At 68.7% G+C, this 19,087-nt stretch carries 21 protein-coding genes; 4 read left to right on the forward strand and 17 right to left on the reverse strand.

All coding sequences use genetic code 11. The features are described from left to right. Positions 1-9 precede the first annotated feature (9 nt). A complete protein-coding gene (locus ACYVKR_RS09685) occupies positions 10-996 on the reverse strand; it encodes a Bug family tripartite tricarboxylate transporter substrate binding protein (protein WP_460480623.1) in 987 nt (328 codons plus the stop codon). 112 nt (positions 997-1,108) lie between these two features. On the opposite strand from ACYVKR_RS09685, the gene ACYVKR_RS09690 reads away from it, so the two are divergent. Next, positions 1,109-1,972 (forward strand): NAD-dependent protein deacetylase, encoded by an 864-nt coding sequence (locus ACYVKR_RS09690; RefSeq protein ID WP_460480624.1) that lies wholly within the window; start codon positions 1,109-1,111, stop codon positions 1,970-1,972. Positions 1,973-2,019: 47 nt separating this feature from the next. Here the strand turns inward: ACYVKR_RS09690 and hisD are convergent, their stop codons facing one another. From hisD to ACYVKR_RS09745, 11 genes are all read right to left on the reverse strand, one after another. Further along, positions 2,020-3,336, reverse strand: a complete 1,317-nt coding sequence (gene hisD, locus ACYVKR_RS09695; RefSeq protein WP_460480625.1) for a histidinol dehydrogenase — start codon at positions 3,334-3,336, stop codon at positions 2,020-2,022. Positions 3,337-3,348: 12 nt separating this feature from the next. Further along, positions 3,349-3,999, reverse strand: a complete 651-nt coding sequence (gene hisG / locus ACYVKR_RS09700; RefSeq protein WP_460480689.1) for an ATP phosphoribosyltransferase — start codon at positions 3,997-3,999, stop codon at positions 3,349-3,351. Positions 4,000-4,010: 11 nt separating this feature from the next. Continuing rightward, positions 4,011-4,250, reverse strand: coding sequence for a BolA family protein (locus tag ACYVKR_RS09705; RefSeq protein ID WP_460480626.1), 240 nt, complete (start codon positions 4,248-4,250; stop codon positions 4,011-4,013). A 58-nt stretch (positions 4,251-4,308) separates the two neighbouring features. Further along, entirely contained in the window at positions 4,309-5,064 is a 756-nt protein-coding gene (locus ACYVKR_RS09710) for an ABC transporter permease (RefSeq protein WP_460480690.1), read from the reverse strand. Positions 5,065-5,072: 8 nt separating this feature from the next. Then, the gene (locus tag ACYVKR_RS09715; RefSeq protein WP_460480627.1) at positions 5,073-6,026 is read right to left on the reverse strand and encodes an ABC transporter ATP-binding protein; all 954 of its coding nucleotides are present in this window, start codon (positions 6,024-6,026) and stop codon (positions 5,073-5,075) included. 145 nt (positions 6,027-6,171) lie between these two features. Beyond that, on the reverse strand, positions 6,172-6,450 hold the full coding sequence (locus ACYVKR_RS09720; RefSeq protein WP_460480691.1) for an STAS domain-containing protein: 279 nt from the start codon (positions 6,448-6,450) through the stop codon (positions 6,172-6,174). A gap of 24 nt (positions 6,451-6,474) precedes the next feature. Then, positions 6,475-7,134 carry an MlaC/ttg2D family ABC transporter substrate-binding protein gene (locus tag ACYVKR_RS09725; protein WP_460480628.1) on the reverse strand — a complete coding sequence of 220 codons (660 nt, stop codon included), beginning with the start codon at positions 7,132-7,134 and terminating at the stop codon, positions 6,475-6,477. 50 nt (positions 7,135-7,184) lie between these two features. After that, complete coding sequence (locus ACYVKR_RS09730) at positions 7,185-7,976, reverse strand: MlaA family lipoprotein (protein ID WP_460480629.1); 792 nt, start codon at positions 7,974-7,976, stop codon at positions 7,185-7,187. 23 nt (positions 7,977-7,999) lie between these two features. After that, on the reverse strand, positions 8,000-8,485 hold the full coding sequence (mlaD, locus tag ACYVKR_RS09735; protein ID WP_460480630.1) for an outer membrane lipid asymmetry maintenance protein MlaD: 486 nt from the start codon (positions 8,483-8,485) through the stop codon (positions 8,000-8,002). Positions 8,486-8,638: 153 nt separating this feature from the next. Continuing rightward, positions 8,639-9,421: a lipid asymmetry maintenance ABC transporter permease subunit MlaE gene (gene mlaE / locus ACYVKR_RS09740; protein ID WP_460480631.1), complete on the reverse strand. Its 783-nt coding sequence runs from the start codon at positions 9,419-9,421 to the stop codon at positions 8,639-8,641. Next, positions 9,421-10,281, reverse strand: coding sequence for an ABC transporter ATP-binding protein (locus ACYVKR_RS09745; RefSeq protein WP_460480632.1), 861 nt, complete (start codon positions 10,279-10,281; stop codon positions 9,421-9,423). The genes mlaE and ACYVKR_RS09745 overlap by 1 nt, the downstream gene beginning before the upstream one ends. A 227-nt stretch (positions 10,282-10,508) precedes the next feature. Between ACYVKR_RS09745 and gspF the strand changes: the two genes are divergently transcribed. The 3 genes from gspF (at position 10,509) to ACYVKR_RS09760 (ending at position 13,436) form a co-directional block, all read left to right on the forward strand. Next, positions 10,509-11,729, forward strand: coding sequence for a type II secretion system F family protein (gene gspF / locus ACYVKR_RS09750; RefSeq protein ID WP_460480633.1), 1,221 nt, complete (start codon positions 10,509-10,511; stop codon positions 11,727-11,729). A 42-nt stretch (positions 11,730-11,771) separates the two neighbouring features. Further along, complete coding sequence (locus ACYVKR_RS09755; protein ID WP_460480634.1) at positions 11,772-12,683, forward strand: 5'-nucleotidase; 912 nt, start codon at positions 11,772-11,774, stop codon at positions 12,681-12,683. An 84-nt stretch (positions 12,684-12,767) separates the two neighbouring features. Further along, positions 12,768-13,436, forward strand: coding sequence for a hypothetical protein (locus tag ACYVKR_RS09760; RefSeq protein WP_460480635.1), 669 nt, complete (start codon positions 12,768-12,770; stop codon positions 13,434-13,436). Between the two features lie 180 nt (positions 13,437-13,616). Here the strand turns inward: ACYVKR_RS09760 and ACYVKR_RS09765 are convergent, their stop codons facing one another. From ACYVKR_RS09765 to ACYVKR_RS09785, 5 genes are all read right to left on the reverse strand, one after another. Next, positions 13,617-14,630, reverse strand: a complete 1,014-nt coding sequence (locus tag ACYVKR_RS09765; RefSeq protein WP_460480636.1) for a Bug family tripartite tricarboxylate transporter substrate binding protein — start codon at positions 14,628-14,630, stop codon at positions 13,617-13,619. 35 nt (positions 14,631-14,665) lie between these two features. Beyond that, positions 14,666-15,706, reverse strand: coding sequence for a mannonate dehydratase (gene uxuA / locus ACYVKR_RS09770; RefSeq protein WP_460480637.1), 1,041 nt, complete (start codon positions 15,704-15,706; stop codon positions 14,666-14,668). Between the two features lie 151 nt (positions 15,707-15,857). After that, positions 15,858-17,972: a TonB-dependent receptor domain-containing protein gene (locus tag ACYVKR_RS09775; RefSeq protein WP_460480638.1), complete on the reverse strand. Its 2,115-nt coding sequence runs from the start codon at positions 17,970-17,972 to the stop codon at positions 15,858-15,860. 174 nt (positions 17,973-18,146) lie between these two features. Further along, positions 18,147-18,566 (reverse strand): hypothetical protein, encoded by a 420-nt coding sequence (locus ACYVKR_RS09780; RefSeq protein WP_460480640.1) that lies wholly within the window; start codon positions 18,564-18,566, stop codon positions 18,147-18,149. A gap of 35 nt (positions 18,567-18,601) precedes the next feature. Next, a complete protein-coding gene (locus ACYVKR_RS09785; protein WP_460480641.1) occupies positions 18,602-19,084 on the reverse strand; it encodes a DUF1854 domain-containing protein in 483 nt (160 codons plus the stop codon). Positions 19,085-19,087: the final 3 nt, after the last annotated feature.

The raw sequence follows: 19,087 nt of genomic DNA on the forward strand, positions 1-19,087 counted from the left end.
GGCATCCACTCATTCCAGGGTGATGCCGCCCGCTTTCACCACCCGCGCCCAGGTAGCGATGTCCTCGCGCCACTGCTGGTCGAAGCCCTGGCGCGAGATCGGGTCGGCCTCCATGCCCAGGTGGTTGATCTTCTCCTTCAGCTCGGGCTGGCGCAGCACGCGCTCGCTGGCCTGGGCCAGCCGCTCCACGTCGGCCGCCGGCAGCCGCGCAGGCGCGAACAGCGCGAACCAGATCTCGGTGTCGAACGCCACGCCGCCTTCCGCCAGCGTGGGCACCTTGGGCAGCGCCGACGAGCGCTTGCGCCCGGTCACGGCCAGCGCCTTGATCCTGCCGGCCTGCAGCAGCGGCATCGCCCCGGCCACGTCGGCCAGCGCCACCTGGATCTGGCCGCCCATCAGGTCCTGCAGCAGCGGCGCCACGCCCTTGTAGGGCACATGCTCCATGGGAATGCCGGTGGCCTGGCGGATGCTCTCGCCCGCCAGGTGGCCGCCCGAGCCATTGCCCCACGAACCATACATCAGCGGCGCGCCGGATTTCTTCACCTGCGCCACCATCTCGCCCACCGAATTGGCGGGGTAGGCGGGATTCGCCACCAGGATGTTGCCGCCATGGGCAACGCGAGCAATGGCCGTGAAGTCGCGCGTGGGCTGGTAGGGCAGGTTCTTGAACAGGGCCGGCGCGATCGCGTGGGAGCCGCTGACGCCCAGCAGCAGCGTATTCCCGTCCGGCGCGCTGCGCGCCACCTGGGCGCTGCCGATGGTGCCGGTGGCCCCGGGCACGTTGTCGACGATCACCGTGGTGCCGAGCTCGCGGCCCAGCCCCTGGGCCAGCAGGCGGGCCAGCACATCGGTGCCGCCGCCCGCGGGGAAGGGCACGACCAGCCGGATCGGCCGCCCGGCGCCCGCCGCGCGGGCCAGCGACCAGGGCGTGGCCGCCGCCAGTGCGGTAGCGGCCAGCAGAATGCGTCGCCTCGTCGTGTCGGCGCCTGGGTTCATGGCAATGTCTCCTTGTCAAATCAGCGAAACGCGAATGTAGAAGGCCTGGCCCCATTGACCAATGGCAGTTTCAATAATTGAAACCAGGCATGCCTGTACCATGGTGCCCACCATGACCGAACGCCCCTCCGCCCCCGCCGCCACCACCTGGGAAAGCCTGCTGCAGCTGCTCGCGCAGCGCCCGCGCTGGACGGTGCTGACCGGCGCGGGCCTGTCCACCGGCAGCGGCATCCCCGACTACCGCGACGCGCAGGGCGCCTGGAAGCGGCCGGCACCCGTCACCTTCCAGGACTTCATGGGCAGCGCCGCCACGCGCCAGCGCTACTGGGCGCGCAGCCTGATCGGCTGGCCGGTGTTCAGCGGCGCCCGGCCCAATGCCGCGCACCAGGCGCTGGCGAAGCTGGAGGAACAGGGCCGGGTCAGCCAGGTCATCACCCAGAACGTGGACGGCCTGCACCAGCAGGCCGGCAGCCGCAGCGTGGTCGACCTGCACGGCCGGCTCGACCAGGTGGTCTGCATGGGCTGCGGCCAGCGCCTGGCGCGCGCCGATTTCCAGGCCCTGCTGCACGATGCCAACCCGCACTGGCGGCACCATGAGGCTGCCACGGCGCCCGACGGCGACGCCGACCTGAGCGGCATCGATTTCTCAAGTTTCGCAGTGCCGCCCTGCCCGCAGTGCGGCGGCATCCTCAAGCCCGATGTGGTGTTCTATGGCGAGAACGTGCCGCGCCCGCGCGTGCATGGCGCGCTGGAGACGCTGGCGCGCAGCGATGCGCTGCTGGTCGTGGGCAGTTCGCTGATGGTGTATTCGGGCCTGCGCTTCGTGCATGCCGCCAAGGCGCAGCAGCTGCCGGTGGCGGCCATCAACCTGGGCGTGACCCGGGCCGACGCGGAACTGGACGTGAAGCTGCAGGCGCCCTGCGGCGAGGCGCTGGCGCAGCTGGTGAATATGGATTTGAAAGAAATCAGTCGCTAGCGCAATCTGGGATTGCGCTAGCAGCTATTTATTCAATAGCAATCAAGCTATTTCAGCCGCATCTCGGCCGCGCGCGCATGCCCCTGCAGGCCTTCGCCATGGGCCAGCACGCTGGCGATGCGGCCCAGCGTCTGCGCGCCCTGCTCGCTCACCTCGATCAGGCTGCTGCGCTTCTGAAAGTCGTACACGCCCAGCGGCGACGAAAAGCGCGCCGTGCCGCTGGTGGGCAGCACGTGGTTGGGGCCGGCGCAGTAGTCGCCCAGGCTCTCGCTGGTGTAGGCGCCGAGGAAGATCGCGCCAGCGTGGCGCAGCAGCGGCTCCCACTGGTGCGGGTCGCGGCTGGAGACCTCCAGGTGCTCGGGCGCGATGCGGTTGCTGATGGCGCAGGCCTCTTCCATGTCCTTGGTGAGGATCAGCGCGCCGCGGCCGTTCAGGCTCTTGGCGATGATCTCGGCGCGCGGCATCTCGGGCAGCAGGCGGTCGATCTCGCGCTGCACGGCTTCGATGTAGGCGGCATCCGGGCACAGCAGGATGGACTGCGCCAGCTCGTCGTGCTCGGCCTGGCTGAACAGGTCCATCGCCACCCAGTCGGGCGGCGTGCTGCCGTCGGCCAGCACCAGGATTTCGCTGGGGCCGGCGATCATGTCGATGCCGACCAGGCCGAACACGCGCTTCTTGGCGCTGGCCACGTAGGCGTTGCCGGGGCCGGTGATCTTGTCGACCTTGGGCACGGTGGCCGTGCCGTAGGCCAGCGCGGCCACGGCCTGGGCGCCGCCGATGGTGAAGGCACGGTGCACGCCCGCCACGTAGGCGGCGGCCAGCACCAGCGGGTTCTTGGCCCCCTGCGGCGTGGGCACGACCATGATGATGTCCTGCACGCCCGCGACATGCGCGGGGATGGCGTTCATCAGCACGCTGCTCGGGTACGCGGCCTTGCCGCCGGGCACGTAGATGCCCACGCGGTCCAGCGGCGTGACCTTCTGGCCCAGCAGCGTGCCGTCCTCGTCGCGGTAGCTCCAGCTCTCGCCGCTGGCCTTCTTTTGCGCCTCGTGGTAGCTGCGCACGCGGCGGGCGGCAGCCTCGAGCGCGTCGCGCTGCGCGGTGGGCAGGCCGTCGAAGGCGGCCTTGAGCTCGTCCTGCTTCAATTCGAGCGCGGCCATGCCGGCGGCCTGCAGGCCGTCGAAGCGGGCGGTGTAGTCGAGCACGGCGGCGTCGCCGCGCTGCTGCACATCGGCCAGGATCTCGGCCACGCGCTGCTCGATGGCGGCGTCGGTGTCGGCGCTCCAGTGCAGGCGCTCGGCAAAGGCGGCCTCGAAGCCGGCGTCGGCGGTGGACAGGCGCAGGGGTTGGGCTTGGAATGTCATGCTGTTCTCCCCTCAGGCCGCGTTGCGTGCATCCACCCCTTGCGCGAAGGCGTGGATGATGCGGCGCAGCCGCTCCTGCTTGAGCTTGAGCGAAGCCTGGTTGACCACGAGGTGCGAGCTGATGTCGATGATGTGCTCGACTTCCTTGAGGTTGTTGGCCTTGAGCGTGTTGCCGGTCGAGACCAGGTCGACGATGGCGTCGGCCATGCCGGTCAGCGGCGCCAGCTCCATGCTGCCGTAGAGCTTGATCAGGTCCACGTGCACACCCTTGCGCGCGAAGAACTCGCGGGCGATGGTGGTGTACTTGGTGGCCACGCGCAGGCGCGCGCCGCGCTGCACGGCCTGGGCGTAGTCGAAATCGTTGTGCACGGCCACGCTCACCCGGCACTTGGCGATCTGCAGGTCCAGCGGCTGGAACAGCCCGCCGCCGCCGTGCTCGAGCAGCGTGTCCTTGCCGGTCACGCCCACGTCGGCACCGCCATAGGCCACGTAGGTGGGCACATCGGTGGCGCGCACCAGCACCACGCGCACGTCGGCCTGGTTGGTGGGCAGGATGAGCTTGCGCGATTTCTCGGGGTCTTCGAGCACCTCGATGCCGGCGGCGGCCAGCAGCGGCAGGGTTTCGTCGAAGATGCGGCCCTTGGACAGGGCCAGGGTGATCATGCTGGAAGTGGTCATTGCTGTGCGGCCCATTCTGCGGGCGTGAGCGTCTTCATGGAGAGCGCATGCACCTCGTCGGTGTGCATCTTCTGGCCCAGCGTGGCGTAGACCAGCTGGTGGCGCTGGATCAGCCGTTTGCCCTCGAACGCGGGCGACACGATGGTGGCGAACCAGTGGCGGCCATCGCCTTCGAGCGCGATGTGCTCGCAGGCCAGGCCGGCGCTGATGATGCTTTGGAGTTCGTCTGCGGTCATATATTTATGCCAAATCGGGCTCTGGCGCCCGTCCATCAAGCGCCAGCAGCTATCATTTTCAATTACGGATCTTGTACCCGGTGCGCAGCAGGTGCACGGCCAGGCCGCTGACCACCAGCCACGCGCCGCCCACGATGGCCAGACTCAGCCACGGCGAGACGTCGCTCTGCCCGAAGAAGCCGTAGCGGAAGCCGTCGATCATGTAGAAGAACGGGTTCAGGTGGCTCACCTTCTGCCAGAACGGCGGCAGCGAATGGATGGAGTAGAACACGCCGGACAGGAAAGTCATCGGCATGATCAGGAAGTTCTGGAACGCGGCCATCTGGTCGAACTTGTCGGCCCACAGCCCGGCGATCAGCCCCAGCGTGCCCAGCAGCGCCGCGCCCAGCAGCATGAAGCCCAGCGCCCACAGCGGCGAGGCGAACTGCGGCGGCGCGAAGAACAGCGTGACCAGGTACACGCCCAGCCCCACGGCCAGCCCGCGCACCACGGCCGCGCCCACGAAGGCGAAGAACCAGGCCCAGTGCGACAGCGGCGTGAGCAGGATGAACACCAGGCTGCCCATGATCTTGCTCTGCACCAGGCTGGACGAGCTGTTGGCGAAGGAGTTCTGCAGCACGCTCATCATCACCAGCCCCGGCACCAGGAAGGCGGTGTAGCCCACCGAGCCGAACAGCGTGATGCGCCCTTCCAGCACATGGCCGAAGATCAGCAGGTAGAGCACGGCGGTGAGCACGGGCGCGGCGATGGTCTGGAAGCTGACCTTCCAGAAGCGCAGCACCTCCTTGTAGAACAGGGTCTGCCAGCCACTCATCATGGTGCTCATCGCCCGACTCCTTCCGGGCCCAGCTGCGCGGCCGCGTGGCTCACGCCCGCGTCGCGCGCCATCACCTGCAGGAACACGTCCTCCAGGTCGGCGCGGCGGATCTCCAGGTCCTCCACCGCGACGCCGCGGGTGCGCAGGCGCGCCAGCATGTCCTCGACGGCCTGCGAATCGGCCGCCGGCACCTGCACGATGCGGCCGGTGACGCGGCTGATGGCCGCCAGCTCGGGCGGCAGCGCCGCGTCGGTCTTGAACTGCAGCACGTTGGCGGAGCTGCCCTGCAGCAGCTCGGCCATGGTGGACAGCGCCACGATGTTGCCCGAGCGCAGCATGGCGATGCGGTTGCACAGCGCCTCGGCCTCTTCGAGGTAATGGGTGGTCAGCAGCACCGTATGGCCTTGCTTGTTGAGGCGCGAGACGAACTGCCACAGCGTCTGGCGCAGCTCCACGTCCACGCCGGCGGTGGGCTCGTCGAGCACGATGATCGGCGGCTTGTGCACCAGCGCCTGCGCGACCAGCACGCGGCGCTTCATGCCGCCCGACAGCTGGCGCAGGTTGGCGTTGGCCTTGTCGGCCAGGCCCAGGCTTTCGAGCAGCTCGTCGATCCAGTCGTCGTTGTTCTTGACGCCGAAATAGCCGGACTGGATGCGCAGCGACTCGCGCACGTTGAAGAAGGGATCGAACACCAGCTCCTGCGGCACGATGCCGAGCTTGCGGCGCGCCGCGGCATAGTCGCCGCGCACATCGCTGCCCAGGACCTTGACCGAGCCGCTCGTGGCCCGCGCCAGGCCGGCGAGGATGCTGATCATCGTGGTCTTGCCCGCGCCGTTCGGCCCCAGCAGGCCGAAGAACTCGCCTTCGGCGATGTCCAGGCTCACCTGGTTCAGGGCCTGGAACGGGCCCCTGGCGGTGGGATAGATCTTGGAGACGGATTGGAAGGAGACGGCGGACATGAGTCGGGGATTGTAGGGCGAACGCCGCGGGCGTGCTGGCGCCGGGGCGCCATCAAATCAGGAGCTGCTGGCGCTTATCCCGTCTGGTTTTCAAAGCAATAAGAGCTGCAATCCGGCGTCCATCAAGCGCTAGCCGCTCCTGTTTTTAGATCTGCAGCAATCCGTCCACGCCATACAGCCGCGCCAGCGTGGCCACGGTGTGCGGCGCCTGCCTCACCGCGAACGGGCGGCCGGCGGCCAGCGCGTCGCGCCGGCACTCCAGCAGCACGGCGATGGCCGACGAATCGAAGCTGGCGAGCGCCGACGCATCGACCTCGACCGCCGCCTGCGCGGGCAAGGCGGCCATGGCCTGCTGCAGCTGGCGCAGCGCGGCGCCGGCCTGGGCCTGGGTCAGGGTGGCCGGCAGGGCCAGCGCGGAATCCATCGCGGTCACGCTAGGCAAGCTGGCTCAGCGGGCCGGCACCGGCGCCGGCGCGGTCGCGTTGGCCTTGTTGCGGGCGACGATCGAGTCGATCAGGCCCTGCACGCCCTTGGTGTTGATCTCTTGCTGGAACTGGTTGCGGTAGGTCTCCACCATCCACACGCCCAACACGTTGATGTTGTAGATCTTCCAGCCAAAGCCCTGGCCCGGGGTCTTCTCCAGGCGGTAGTCGAGCTGGATCGGGTCGCCCCGGCCCAGGATCTCGGAGCGCACCAGCACCTCGGTGTCGGCCGGCTGCATGCGCACCGGCTTGACACTGATGGTCTGGTCGCCCACCTGGTGCAGCGCGCCCGCATAGGTGCGCACCAGCAGCTTCTTGAACTCGTCCTGCAACTGCTGCTGCTGCGACGGCGTGGCGGTGCGCCACTTGGGGCCCACGGCGGCCGCCATCATGCGGCGGAAGTTGACGTTGGGCATGACCTCGGAGTCGACATAGGAGGTGATCTTGCTCACGTCGCCGCCGCGGATGGCCTGGTCGGTCTTGAGCGTGTTCAGCACCTTGTCGGAGAGCTGGCGGATCATCTCGTCGGGCGCCAGGTCGGCGGCCTGCGCGAGCGTGGCGCCCATCAGGGCCGCACCGGCGGCGGTGCTGGCCAGGATACGGATCCAGAAGCGTCGGTTCATCATGTTCTTGTCCTTTCTCGGGCTCGCGCGCTCGGCGCGGCCATGCATGGGTTTCAGTGCCTGAGGCGCAGGGCCGGGGGCTCGGCGATCGGGGCGGTGCCCGGCTCGGGCGCCGACTCGTTGGCCCAGTCGCGCTCGTCGCCGTACTCGGGCTGCGCCGCCTGCTGGCGCACCTGCAGGTAGGCGTCGCGGGTGAAGCTGTACTTGTCGAGCGCTGCGGTCTCGATCAGCGAGGTGGCGCCCAGCAGGTTGGCGCGGGTGTTGACGATGCGCAGCGCATACAGCGAGTTGCGGGCCGAGATCGGGTCCACATAGCCCACCAGGTCGCCGTGCCAGTCGGCCACCATGCCCACCGAATCGCGCACGGTCGAGGGGCCGAGCAGCGGCCAGACGATGTACGCGCCGGAGGGCATGCCCCAGCGCGCCATGGTCAGGCCGAAGTCGGTCTTGTGGCGGTCGATGTTCGCCTCGGAGGCGATGTCGATCAGGCCGCCCAGGCCGAACACCGTGTTGGTGGTGAAGCGCACCATGCTGTTGTAGGCGGCCTCGCCCTTGAACTGCAGCGCGTTGTTCACGAACGACCACAGGTCGCCCAGGTTCGAGAAGAAGTTGGTCACCCCGGTGCGCACCGGCGACGGCATCACGTTCTTGTAGCCGGTGGCCACGGGCTCGAGCACCGCTCGGTCGACCGCGTCGTTGAAGCCGAACATGGCCCGGTTGTAGGGCTCCAGCGGGTCGGCCGGGTTGGCATTGGGGCCGGTGGCGCAGCCGGCCAGCAGTGCCGTGCCCAGCACCAGCGCCGGGGCGGCGGCCCATCGGGGCAGAGTGGTAGATGTTGTTGTCATGGTTGTTCTCATCGTTGCGCCGTTCACTGGCCGGCCTCGGGCTTGGGAGACGCCCCGCCCTCGGCCTTGCCGTAGAGGAACTGGCCAATCAGATTTTCCAGCACCACGGCCGATTGCGTCGAGGTGATCACATCGCCCTGCGCGAGGTTTTTCTCGTCGGCGCCGGCGATCACGCCGATGTACTGGTCGCCCAGCAGGCCGCTGGTGAGGATCTGGAAGGAGCTGTCCTTGGGGAAGGCGAACTGCTTGTTCAGCTCCAGTTGCACGTCGGCCTGGAAGGTCTTGTCGTTGAAGCCGATGGCCTTGACGCGCCCCACTCGCACGCCGGCGCTGCGCACCGCAGCCTGGGGCTTGAGCCCGCCGATGTTGTCGAAACGCGCCGTGACCGTGTAGCCGGTGCTGAAGTCCAGCGTCAGCAGGTTCGCGGACTTGAGCGCCAGGAACCCCAGCGCCGCCAGCCCCAGCAGGACGAAGAGGCCAACCCAGACATCGCTCTTGGATTGCTGCATAGATCTTTCCTTATTTATCCTTAGCGCCAAACATCACCCACATCGCCTGAAACTGCCACGGCCCATCCGCGGGACGGCCAGCCAGGGCCGCCCCGCAGCAAAGGCCGTCGTCCCCTTGGGGGGAAGGAGCGAAGCGACATAGGGGGGGTCCATTCATATAGTGAACATCATCGCGGTGAGCAGGAAGTCCAGCCCCAGCACCGCCAGCGACGCCATCACCACGGTCTTGGTGGTCGCGCGCGACACGCCCTCAGGCGTGGGCTTGGCCGCATAGCCCTGCAGCAGCGCCACGAAGGTCACGGTGACGCCGAAGACAAAGCTCTTGACCACGCCGTTGCCCAGGTCGCGGAACACGTCCACGCCGAATTGCATCTGGCCCCAGAAGGCGCCGCCGTCCACGCCGATCAGCACCACACCGACCACCCAGCCGCCGATCACGCCCACAGCGCTGAACACCGCGGCCAGGAGCGGCATCACGATCACGCCGGCCCAGAAGCGCGGCGCCAGCACGCGGTGCACCGGATCGACCGCCATCATCTCCATCGCGCTGAGCTGCTCGCCCGCGCGCATCAGGCCCACCTCGGCGGTGAGCGAGGTGCCCGCGCGCCCGGCGAAGAGCAGCGCCGTCACCACCGGCCCCAGCTCGCGCAGCAGGCTCAGCGCCACCATCAGGCCCACGGCCTCGGCCGAGCCGTAGCGCTGCAGGATGTAGTAGCCCTGCAGCCCGAGCACGAAGCCCACGAACAGGCCCGAGACGCCGATGATGGCCAGCGAGTAGTTGCCGAGGAAGTGGATCTGCTCGCGCAGCAGCGCGCTGCGGCGCAGCACGTAGCCGATGGACGCCAGCAGGCGCAGGAACAGCCGCGTGGCCTGGCCCATGTCGGCCAGCTGGCGGCGTATGCCGAAGCCGATGGCGGCGGGGTGGTACCACGGCATCAGCGGCCTCCCTGGTTGGCCTGAGCCGCGCCGACGCCGGCCGCGCCGCTGCCGGCCGCGCCGAATTCCTGCTCGAGCGTGGGCGCAGGGTAGTGGAACGGCACCGGCCCCTCGGGCAGCGCGTTGACGAACTGGTGCACCAGCGGATCGCTGCTGGCGCGCACCTCGTCGGGCGTGCCCTGCGCGGCGACCACGCCCGCGCCCAGGATGACCACCTGGTCGGCGAGGCGGAAGGTTTCCTCCACATCGTGCGAAACGATGATGGTGGTCAGCCCCAGGGTGTCGTTGAGCTGGCGGATCAGTTGCGCCGAGGTGCCCAGCGAGATCGGGTCCAGCCCGGCGAAGGGCTCGTCGTACATGATGAGTTCGGGGTCGAGCGCGATCGCCCGCGCCAGCGCCACGCGCCGCGCCATGCCGCCCGAAATCTGTGAGGGCCGCAGGTCGCGCGCGCCGCGCAGGCCGACGGCGTGCAGCTTCATCAGCACGATGTCGCGCACCAGCGGCTCGGGCAGGTCGGTGTGCTCGCGCAGCGGGAAGGCCACGTTCTCGAACACGCTCATGTCGGTGAACAGCGCGCCGAACTGGAACAGCATGCCCATGCGGCGCCGCGCCGCGTAGAGCTGCGCCTGGTCCATGGTCGTCACGTCCTGGCCGTCGAACAGCACCTGGCCGGACTGGGCCCGTTCCTGCCCGCCGATCAGGCGCAGCAGCGTAGTCTTGCCGCCGCCCGACGCACCCATCAGGGCCGTGACCTTGCCGCGCGGAATCTGAAGCGACAGCTCGCGCAGGATCGTGCGGTCACCATACCCGAAGGTGACATTGCGCAGTTCGACCAGAGGGGACAAGGTGGAATTCGACATAAAAATGCCGGGCAGAACACCGGCTGGCAGCATCATACGGTATCGCCCTTGGGGCAAATGTATAGATACGTAGAACGCTGTGGTGTGTCTGGCAAGCATCAGCAAACATACATGTATGTATTTATAACACCCCGATGACAGGGCCGCCGGCGGGCTGGCCATATCCCCGGGGATTGTTGTCATTCATGCACAATAGCCCGCGACAGCCCCTCCTCCCTCTTGTTTGCATGCCTGCTTTCTCCTACGAAGTTCTCGACGCCCAGGGCCAGACCCGCAAGGGCATGATCGAAGCCGACACCGCCAAGGCCGCGCGCAGCCAGCTGCGCGCCCAGGCCATGGTGCCGCTGTCGGTGGAGCCGGTGGCGGCGGGCGGCGCAGCCGACGGCAGCGGCGGGCGGCGCTGGCAGCGCGCGGTGTTCAACGCCACGGGCCTGGCGGTGTGGACGCGCCAGCTCGCCGGCCTGCTGGGCTCGGGCCTGCCGCTGGAGCGGGCGCTCACCGCGCTGATGGAGGAGATCGACCACGAGGGCCAGCGCCAGTTGGTGGCCAGCCTGCGCGCCGAGGTCAACGGCGGCTCGACCTTCGCCAAGGCGCTGGCGCTGTACCCGGCGGATTTCTCGGCCATCTACCGTGCGGTGATCGACGCGGGCGAGCACAGCGGCCACCTGGGCGAGGTGCTGAGCCGGCTGGCCGACGACCTGGAGGAGCGCGAGCAGTTGCGCAACAGCCTGATCGGCGCGGCGCTGTACCCGGCCATCGTCACCTGCTTCGCCTTCGTGGTGGTGATGGTGCTGATGAGCTACGTGGTGCCGCAGGTGGCCGAGGTGTTCGCCGGCACCAAGCATGCCTTGCCCATCCTGACCCGCGTGATGCTGGCGCTGAGCGAGCTGATCCGCCACTGGGGCTGGCTGGCGGCGCTGGTGGCGGTGCTGGCGCTGGTGGCGCTGCGCGTGGCACTGCGTCAGAGCGACGTGCGCCGCCGCTACGACGCCGCCTGGCTGCGCCTGCCGGTGCTGGGCCGGCTGGCGCGCAACTACAACGCGGCGCGCTTCGCGTCCACGCTGGCCATGCTGAGCAATGCCGGCGTGCCCATCCTCAAGGCCCTGCAGGCCGCGGCCGACACGGTGAACAACCAGGCCATGCGCCACGACGCGCTGGACGCGCTGGACATGGTGCGCGAGGGCGCGCCGCTGGCCTCGGCGCTGGCGCAGAAGAAGCGCTTTCCGGCGCTGCTGCCCATGTTCGCCCGGCTGGGCGAACAGACCGGCGAGCTGCCGCAGATGCTGCAGCGCGTGGCGACGCAGCTGTCCGGCGAGGTCCGGCGCCGCGCGATGCGGCTGGCCACGCTGCTGGAGCCACTGCTCATCGTGGGCATGGGCCTGGTCGTGGGCGTGATCGTGATGGCGGTGCTCATGCCCATCATCCAATTGAACCAATTCGTGCGCTAGCGCTTACCACATAATCGCTAGCAGCTATCAAAATAAAAGCATATGGCTCCCACGCTCGACAACAAACTGGTCGTTGCGATCTCGTCCCGCGCGCTGTTCGACTTCGAGGAGGAGAACCGCCTCTTCGAGCAGGGCGACGAGCACGCCTATGTCCAGCTCCAGCTGCAGCGCCTGGACGTGCCCGCGCCGCCCGGCGTGGCCTTCTCGCTGGTGCGCAAGCTGCTGGCCTTCAACCAGGGCGGCGCGCAGAAGGTCGAGGTGGTGCTGCTGTCGCGCAACGACCCGGTCAGCGGCATGCGGGTGTTCCGCTCGTGCCATGCGCACGGCCTGGCCAGCGTGCAGCGCGGCGTGTTCACGCAGGGGCGCGACCCGTTCCGCTACCTGCGGCCGCTGGGCGCGCACCTGTTCCTGTCGGCCAACGCCGACGACGTGCGCCAGGCGCTCGCGCTGGGCTACCCGGCCGCGCGCGTGCTCACCGAGTCGATGCCCGCGCAGGCCAGCCACCCCGACGAGGTGCGCATCGCCTTCGACGGCGACGCGGTGCTGTTCTCGGACGAAGCCGAGCGCATCTACCAGGCCAAGGGGCTGGACGAGTTCCAGCGCCACGAGACCGAGCATGCCGCGCGCCCGCTGCCGGACGGCCCGTTCAAGCCGCTGCTGGCGGCGCTGCACCGGCTGCAGAGCGAGAACCATAGTTCCATGCGCATCCGCACCGCGCTGGTCACGGCGCGCAGCGCGCCGGCCAACGAGCGTGCCATCCGCACGCTGATGGACTGGAACATCGGCATCGACGAGGCGATGTTCCTCGGCGGTCTCTCGAAGGGCGAGTTCCTGCGCGAGTTCGAGCCCGACTTCTTCTTCGACGACCAGACCGGCCATGCCAGCTCGGCCGCCCGCCATGTGCCGGCCGGCCATGTGAGCAGCGGCGTGGCCAATACCGCGCATCCCAAATAGAGCCCATAACAGCTGGCCACTAGCCCGCATGCACACCCCCTCCAATAATCCGGCGACCTACAACCCCGAGACACGGAGAAGCATATGCAATGCAAATGGAAAATGGGCCTGGTGGCGGTATCGGCCGCCCTGCTGAGCGCCTGCGGCGGCGGTGGTGACTCCAGCTCGTTGAGCTTCTTCGTCACCAGCAGCAACCCGGGCAAGGGCGGCGACCTGGGCGGCCTCGCGGGCGCCGACTCCCACTGCCAGCAACTGGCCGCCAATGTCGGCGCGGGCTTCAAGACCTGGAAGGCCTACCTCAGCACCACGGCCACCGACACCGCAGCGGCCGTCAATGCCCGCGACCGCATCGGCCACGGCCCCTGGGTCAATGCCAAGGGCGTGACCGTGGCCACCAGCGTGGACGACCTGCACAGCGCCAACGCCAAGCTCGGCAAGACCACCTCGCTGACCGAAAAGGGCGAAGAGGTCAACGGCTTCGGCGACAACCCCAACCGCCACGACATCCTGACCGGCTCGCGCCCGGACGGCACCGCCTTCGCGCCGCTGGCAGGCACCGATCGCACCTGCCGCAACTGGACCCTCGGCGAAGGCGGCTCGGCCATCGTCGGCCACCACGACCACCTGGGCACCAACCCCGACCCGGTGGCCAATGCCTCGTGGAACTCCTCGCACGGCACGCGCGGCTGCAGCCTGCCCCAGCTGGCCCAGAGCGGCAGCGCGGGCTTCTTCTACTGCTTCGCGGCCAACTAAGCTCATCGAACCATCCGCGGCTCCGCCGGAGTCCGCTTCACTCCCCTGTCGGCAGCGCAGCCCGGCCAGGGGATTTTTTTATGGGCGCTTGATAGGGCACTTATCCGGGCCGGAATGAAAAAACGGCCCCGAGGGGCCGTTCGCCTGCCATGGGCCGCCTCGGTCGGGCGGCGCCGGCCTTCAGTCGGCTTGGATGTTGTTGGCCTTCACCACGTCGCCCCACAGCTTGTACTGCGCGCGGGTCATGGCGCCGAGCTGCTCGGCCGTGCCGCCGCCGGGCTCGTCGCCGCGCTCCAGGATGCTCTTGACCACGGCCGGGTCCTTCAGCGAGGTGTTGACCGCGGCATTGGCCTTCTTGACGATCTCGGGGCTCAGGCCCGGCGGGCCGTACAGGCCGATGAAGGAGATGATCTCGAAGTCCTTGACGCCGGCCTCGGCGCCGGTGGGCACGGTCGGCATGCTGGCCACGCGCTTGGCGCTGGTCACCAGGATGGGGCGCAGCTGGCCCGACTGGATGTAGGGGATGACCACCGAGGTGGCGTCGAACATGGCGTCGAGCCGGCCTGCCATCAGGTCGACCATGGCCGGGCTGCTGCCCTTGTAGGGGATGTGGTTCATCACCGGGCCGCCCATGCGCTCGCGCAGCAGCTCCATGGTCACGTGCACCAGCGAGCCCGCGCCGCCCGTGCCGTAGTCGATGCCCTTGCCGTCCTTGGCGCGCTTCTTGACCTCGGCCACGAACTGCTCGTAGTTCTTGATCGGCGACTTGGCCGGCACGGCCAGCACCAGCGGCGACTGCAGCAGCGTGACGATGGGCGTGAACTTCTGCGGATCGACGATGCCGAGCTTGGAATAGACGTGGGGCGTCACGGTCATCGAGCCGTTGCCCACCAGCAGCTTGTAGCCGTCGGTCGGCGCGCGCATCACCTCGACCGAGGCGATATTGCCGTTGACGCCCGGCTTGTTGTCGATGACCACGCTGCCGCCCAGCGCCGTGGGCAGGGTGTTGGTGAGCACGCGGCCGGCAAAGTCGGTCTGCCCGCCGGGCGGAAAGCCCACCAGCAGCGTGACGGGCTTGGCCGGCCAGTTGGCCTGGGCCAGGGCCGGCAGCGCCAGGGTGCCGGCACCGGCGGCCAGCAGGCCCAGCAGCGCACTGCGGCGGAAGGTGGAAAAGCGCTTGGAAGGGGAACGCATGGGAAAAGTCTCCTCAGGTGGTTTTTCGAAGGGAATCAGGCGAACTTGTTGACGGCTTCCCACAGCCCGTTGATGTAGACGGCGCCCAGCGCCCGGTCGTACAGGCCGTAGCCGGGCTTGCCGGTCTCGCCCCAGATCATGCGGCCATGGTCGGGACGGAAATAGCCGTCGAAGCCCACGTCGTGGTAGGCCTTGACGATGGCGGCGATGTCGAGCGAGCCGCAGTCCGAGTGGTGCGCTGTCTCCTCGAAGTCGCCGTCGGGCGTGATCTTGACGTTGCGGATGTGGGCGAAATGGATGCGCCCCTGGCCGCCGAACTCGCGCACCAGCGCCTCGACGTTGTTCTGCGGCCCCGCGCCCAGCGAGCCCGAGCACAGCGTCAGCCCGTTGGCCGGCGTATCGGCGATGGCAAGGATGCGCGCCAGGTCGTCACGGTCCTTGACGATGCGCGGCAGGCCGAAGATGGGGCGCGGCGGGTCGTCGGGGTGGATGGCCATCTTCACGCCGGCCTCCTCGGCCACCGGGATGATGGCCTGCAGGAAGTACTCCAGGTGCTGCCAGAGCCGGTCGGCATCGACCTCGCGGTACTCGGCCAGCAGCGCCTGCAGCTCGCCGGTCTTGTAGCTCGAATCCCAGCCAGGCAGCGCGATGCCCTGGCTTACGTCGATCTCCTCGACCTCCTTGGTACTGAAGGCCAGGCAGGTCGAGCCGTCCTCCAGCACCTTGGCCAGCTCGGTGCGCGTCCAGTCGAAGACAGGCATGAAGTTGTAGCAGATCACCTTGATGCCGGCGGCGCCCAGGTTGCGGATGTTCTGCTGGTAGTTGGCGATGAGCCGCTCACGCGAGGGCTTGCCGAGCTTGATGTCCTCGTGCACCGGCACCGACTCGACCACCTCGAACTGCAGGCCTGCGGCCTCGATGGTGGACTTGAGCGCCTGGATCTTGTCCATGGGCCAGACCTCGCCCACCGGCTCGTCGTAGATGGCCGAGACGATGTGCGTCATGCCGGGAATCTGGCGGATGTACTGCAGGCTGACCGGATCGGACGGGCCATACCAGCGGAACGACATTTTCATGCAGAAAGCTCCTGGAAGAAAACCGCTGCTTCGAGCGAAGTAACCGGTTTCAAAGGAGCAGATCAGACCAGATAGGACCCCAAATGTGAATCAGGGCGAACACCGATCCACAGGTGGCTTGACAAACGGGCCGCCAGGCCCGTTTGCCGGATCAGAACGACTTGACCACGCCCACCGTGATCGAGCGGCCCTGCAGCGGCGCCGCGTTCTTGATGAACGAGGTGTGGGCGTAGGCCAGCTTGTTGGTCAGGTTGTTCAGCCGCAGGTAGACCTGCCAGGGGCTGCCGTCGCTGGCCTGGCCGTGGTAGCTGACGCGCCAGTTCAACATGCCGTAGCCGGGCGTGGAGGTCTCGAAATCGGCCACCGTGTTCTGGCGCTTGACCAGCATCCACTCGGCCTCGGTGCGCCAGTGCTGCCACTGGCCGGCCAGGCGCAGGCCCACGCGCGCCGGCGCCAGGCGCGGGATGTGGCTGCCGTCGGCCAGGCGCGCATGCACCACGTCGCCCCACAGCGTGGCGCGCCAATTGGCGTCGATCTTCTGCTGCAGCTTGGCCTCCAACCCGGTGAAGGTGGCGGTCTGCTGGCTGTACTGCAGCAGCTGCAGGCCCTCCTGCTCGTCGACGGTGCGGCCGTAGACGTAGTTCTTGATGCGGTTGCGGTACAGGTTGACGCCGAAGGTGGTGTCGCCCGCCGTGCGCGCCAGGCCCACGTCGATATTCTGCGAGCGCTCGGCGCGCAGGTCGGGGTTGCCCAGCTCGTAGGTCGAGGTGGCCATGTGCAGGCCGCGCGCATACAGCTCCTCGGCGGTGGGCAGGCGGCTGGCCGAGGTGACGTGGGCCGTCAGCCGGTAGCCGGGCGCGAAGTTCCAGCCGCCGCCCAGCGAGGCCGAGGTGCCGCGGTGGCTGCGGTGCAGGTCGTCGTCCTGCGCGTCCACGGTCTGCCAGTCGTGGCGCAGCGCGGCTTCGGCGCTGAAGGCGCCGAAGCGCCGCTCTTCCAGCAAGAACACGCCGTGCTGGCGGGTGAGCGTGGGCTGCACATAGGCCTCCTCGCCATCAGCACGGAAGCGCCGCTGCATGGTCTCGAAGCCGAACACGCCGGTCCAGCCGGCCAGCGGCGCATGCACGGCCTCCACGCGCAGGTCGTGGGCGCGGTTGCGGAAGGCCGTGGCCACCTGGCCGTCCTCGACCTCGTCGTGGCGGTAGTCGGTGACGCCGCCGCGCACGCGCACGGCGGTGATGCCGTCGACCGGGTTGCGCCACTCCGAGCGTAGGTCGTAGCGCTCGCTGCGCATGTCGACCACGGGCACGTCGCCGGCGCCATGGCCTTCCTCGCCGTGGTCATGGCCGTCATGGTCGCCGCAGTGCAGGCTCAGGCCGTGGGTGTGGCAGCCCTCCAGGCTGTGGTTGTGGCCGGGCAGGCCGTAGTAGGCCGTCTGGCGCGTGTAGGCCAGGCCGATGTAGCCGCTGTCGCCGATCCACGACAGGCCGACGCTGCCGTTGTTGCCGCGCGAATGGCTGCCCTCGACCTTGCCGCCGCCGGGCCAGCCGCTGCCCACGCGGTAGTCGCCGGCGTCGCGTGCCATGCCCTCCACGTGGATGGCGAAGTGGCCGCTGCCGCCGGTCATGGACACCGCGCCGGCCGAGCCGGCACCGCCCGTGCCCGCGCGCAGCTCCACCTGGCCCTCGTAGCCCTTCTGCGGCACGGCGGTGGGGATCTTCTGGTCCAGCACGTTGACCACGCCGCCGATGGCGCCCGCGCCATACAGCAGCGCCGACGGGCCGCGCAGCACCTCGATCCGCTGCGACAGCATGGGCTCGGTGACCACCAGGTGGTCGGGGCTGACGGTGGAGGCGTCCTGCACGGCCGCGCCGTCGGACAGCACCTTGACGCGCGCACCATCCATGCCGCGGATGACGGGCCGGCTCGCGCCGGCGCCGAAATGCGTGGCCTGGATGCCGGGCTCGCCCGACAGCGTATCGCCCAGGTTGGCGCCGCGCCGCTGCAGCAGCTCGTCGCCCTCGAGCACCGAGGTCGGCGTGGTCATGTCCTGCACGCTGCGCGACAGGCCGCCGGCCTTGACGGTCACCTCGGCCAGGGCCGGCGTGCCGTCGCCAGCGGTGGCGGGTTCGGCCTGCGCCTGGGCCTGCACCGCAGAGGCCATGCACAGCAGCAGGGCCGCGCCGGCCACCGGCGTGAGCGCGGCGCGCCATGCGGGCCGGCGGGAGACGGAAGGGGAAACGGAAGAAAGAAAGGCAAAGGACTTCATGGAATGCGCCATCGGCCACGCACGGCGCGCCCTGCGCGCCCGGATGGCCGAAAATATGAATGAAAACTGCCACAAACGCTTATGCAGCAAGCGCAACCAGCTATCAAAACAGGAGTTGCACAAACGCTGCAGGGCTTGCGGTCAAGGGCCCGCGAGGCGCGGGCATTCCATGGGTCAGCGCGGCGGGCCGCGCGCGAAGAACAGCGCCGGGCTCTGGCGCAGCAGCAGCGCCTGGACGGACCAGGCGGCCTTGGCCACGAGCGGCGCCAGCGCCAGCGGCAGCGATGGGGCCGGCAGTGCCGTGCCCAGCGCCATCTGGTCGAAGAGCTGGCAGTCGGCCGACGAATGGCCGCTGAAGATGGGGGTGCGGGAGTCGGGTGCCTCGGCGGACTGTGCCGTGGGCGCATGGCTGCCGGCATGGTGCAGCACCTGGTGCATCAGGCCCAGCGTGGGCGTGAGCCACAGCATCAGGCACAGCCACAGCGCCATTCCCACCAGCCACGGCCGCGCCCGGCCCTGCGCCGGATGGCGCAGCCAGTCGATCAGCGGGGAGCGGTGGCGCAGCAGCATGGAGCCCGAGAATGCAGAAAGCAACGGGGCATTATCGTTGCATTTGCATGACGGCCGGGTTACAGGAAGCGCTCGAGCATCTTGCGCGAGGGCTTGTCGAGGCGGGTGGTGTCGGGGATCTTGTAGTTCACGCCATCAGCGGCAGCGATCAGCAGGTTGCGGCGGCCGTCCAGCTTGCGGATGTCCTCCTCGGCCTTGAGCGTCATGCGCGCCGTGCCGCGGTCGGTCTCCAGCTCCCACAGGCTGGGCATGGCATACGAGGACACGCTGACGATGCGCAGGATCTGCGGCACGAACTCACGCACCGCCAGGTCTTCGTCGAGCAGCGCGCGGGCCGCGGCATCGACCTGGTCGAGGTGGGCGATCCAGTGCTGCTCCTTGCCGTTCTCGCCCACCAGCGACAGGCCTTCCAGGGGGGCCGTGAGCGGAAAGGCGCGCACCGGCGTGACCACGGCGTGGCGACCGTCATCCAGTTGCAGGACGAGGCGGCCGAAGGTGTTGCGCGACAGGGGCAAAGGGGGCGTATTCACAGGCAGGTTCATGGT

The organism is Comamonas humi, from assembly GCF_054782535.1.

Excerpts from the sequence above, each read along its gene's own strand:
- ACYVKR_RS09685 (WP_460480623.1), bottom strand. The coding sequence starts at position 996 with ATGAACCCAGGCGCCGACACGACGAGGCGACGCATTCTGCTGGCCGCT.
- ACYVKR_RS09690 (WP_460480624.1), top strand. The coding sequence starts at position 1,109 with ATGACCGAACGCCCCTCCGCCCCCGCCGCCACCACCTGGGAAAGCCTG.
- hisD (WP_460480625.1), bottom strand. The coding sequence starts at position 3,336 with ATGACATTCCAAGCCCAACCCCTGCGCCTGTCCACCGCCGACGCCGGC.
- hisG (WP_460480689.1), bottom strand. The coding sequence starts at position 3,999 with ATGATCACCCTGGCCCTGTCCAAGGGCCGCATCTTCGACGAAACCCTG.
- ACYVKR_RS09705 (WP_460480626.1), bottom strand. The coding sequence starts at position 4,250 with ATGACCGCAGACGAACTCCAAAGCATCATCAGCGCCGGCCTGGCCTGC.
- ACYVKR_RS09710 (WP_460480690.1), bottom strand. The coding sequence starts at position 5,064 with ATGAGTGGCTGGCAGACCCTGTTCTACAAGGAGGTGCTGCGCTTCTGG.
- ACYVKR_RS09715 (WP_460480627.1), bottom strand. The coding sequence starts at position 6,026 with ATGTCCGCCGTCTCCTTCCAATCCGTCTCCAAGATCTATCCCACCGCC.
- ACYVKR_RS09720 (WP_460480691.1), bottom strand. The coding sequence starts at position 6,450 with ATGGATTCCGCGCTGGCCCTGCCGGCCACCCTGACCCAGGCCCAGGCC.
- ACYVKR_RS09725 (WP_460480628.1), bottom strand. The coding sequence starts at position 7,134 with ATGATGAACCGACGCTTCTGGATCCGTATCCTGGCCAGCACCGCCGCC.
- ACYVKR_RS09730 (WP_460480629.1), bottom strand. The coding sequence starts at position 7,976 with ATGACAACAACATCTACCACTCTGCCCCGATGGGCCGCCGCCCCGGCG.
- mlaD (WP_460480630.1), bottom strand. The coding sequence starts at position 8,485 with ATGCAGCAATCCAAGAGCGATGTCTGGGTTGGCCTCTTCGTCCTGCTG.
- mlaE (WP_460480631.1), bottom strand. The coding sequence starts at position 9,421 with ATGCCGTGGTACCACCCCGCCGCCATCGGCTTCGGCATACGCCGCCAG.
- ACYVKR_RS09745 (WP_460480632.1), bottom strand. The coding sequence starts at position 10,281 with ATGTCGAATTCCACCTTGTCCCCTCTGGTCGAACTGCGCAATGTCACC.
- gspF (WP_460480633.1), top strand. The coding sequence starts at position 10,509 with ATGCCTGCTTTCTCCTACGAAGTTCTCGACGCCCAGGGCCAGACCCGC.
- ACYVKR_RS09755 (WP_460480634.1), top strand. The coding sequence starts at position 11,772 with ATGGCTCCCACGCTCGACAACAAACTGGTCGTTGCGATCTCGTCCCGC.
- ACYVKR_RS09760 (WP_460480635.1), top strand. The coding sequence starts at position 12,768 with ATGCAATGCAAATGGAAAATGGGCCTGGTGGCGGTATCGGCCGCCCTG.
- ACYVKR_RS09765 (WP_460480636.1), bottom strand. The coding sequence starts at position 14,630 with ATGCGTTCCCCTTCCAAGCGCTTTTCCACCTTCCGCCGCAGTGCGCTG.
- uxuA (WP_460480637.1), bottom strand. The coding sequence starts at position 15,706 with ATGAAAATGTCGTTCCGCTGGTATGGCCCGTCCGATCCGGTCAGCCTG.
- ACYVKR_RS09775 (WP_460480638.1), bottom strand. The coding sequence starts at position 17,972 with ATGAAGTCCTTTGCCTTTCTTTCTTCCGTTTCCCCTTCCGTCTCCCGC.
- ACYVKR_RS09785 (WP_460480641.1), bottom strand. The coding sequence starts at position 19,084 with ATGAACCTGCCTGTGAATACGCCCCCTTTGCCCCTGTCGCGCAACACC.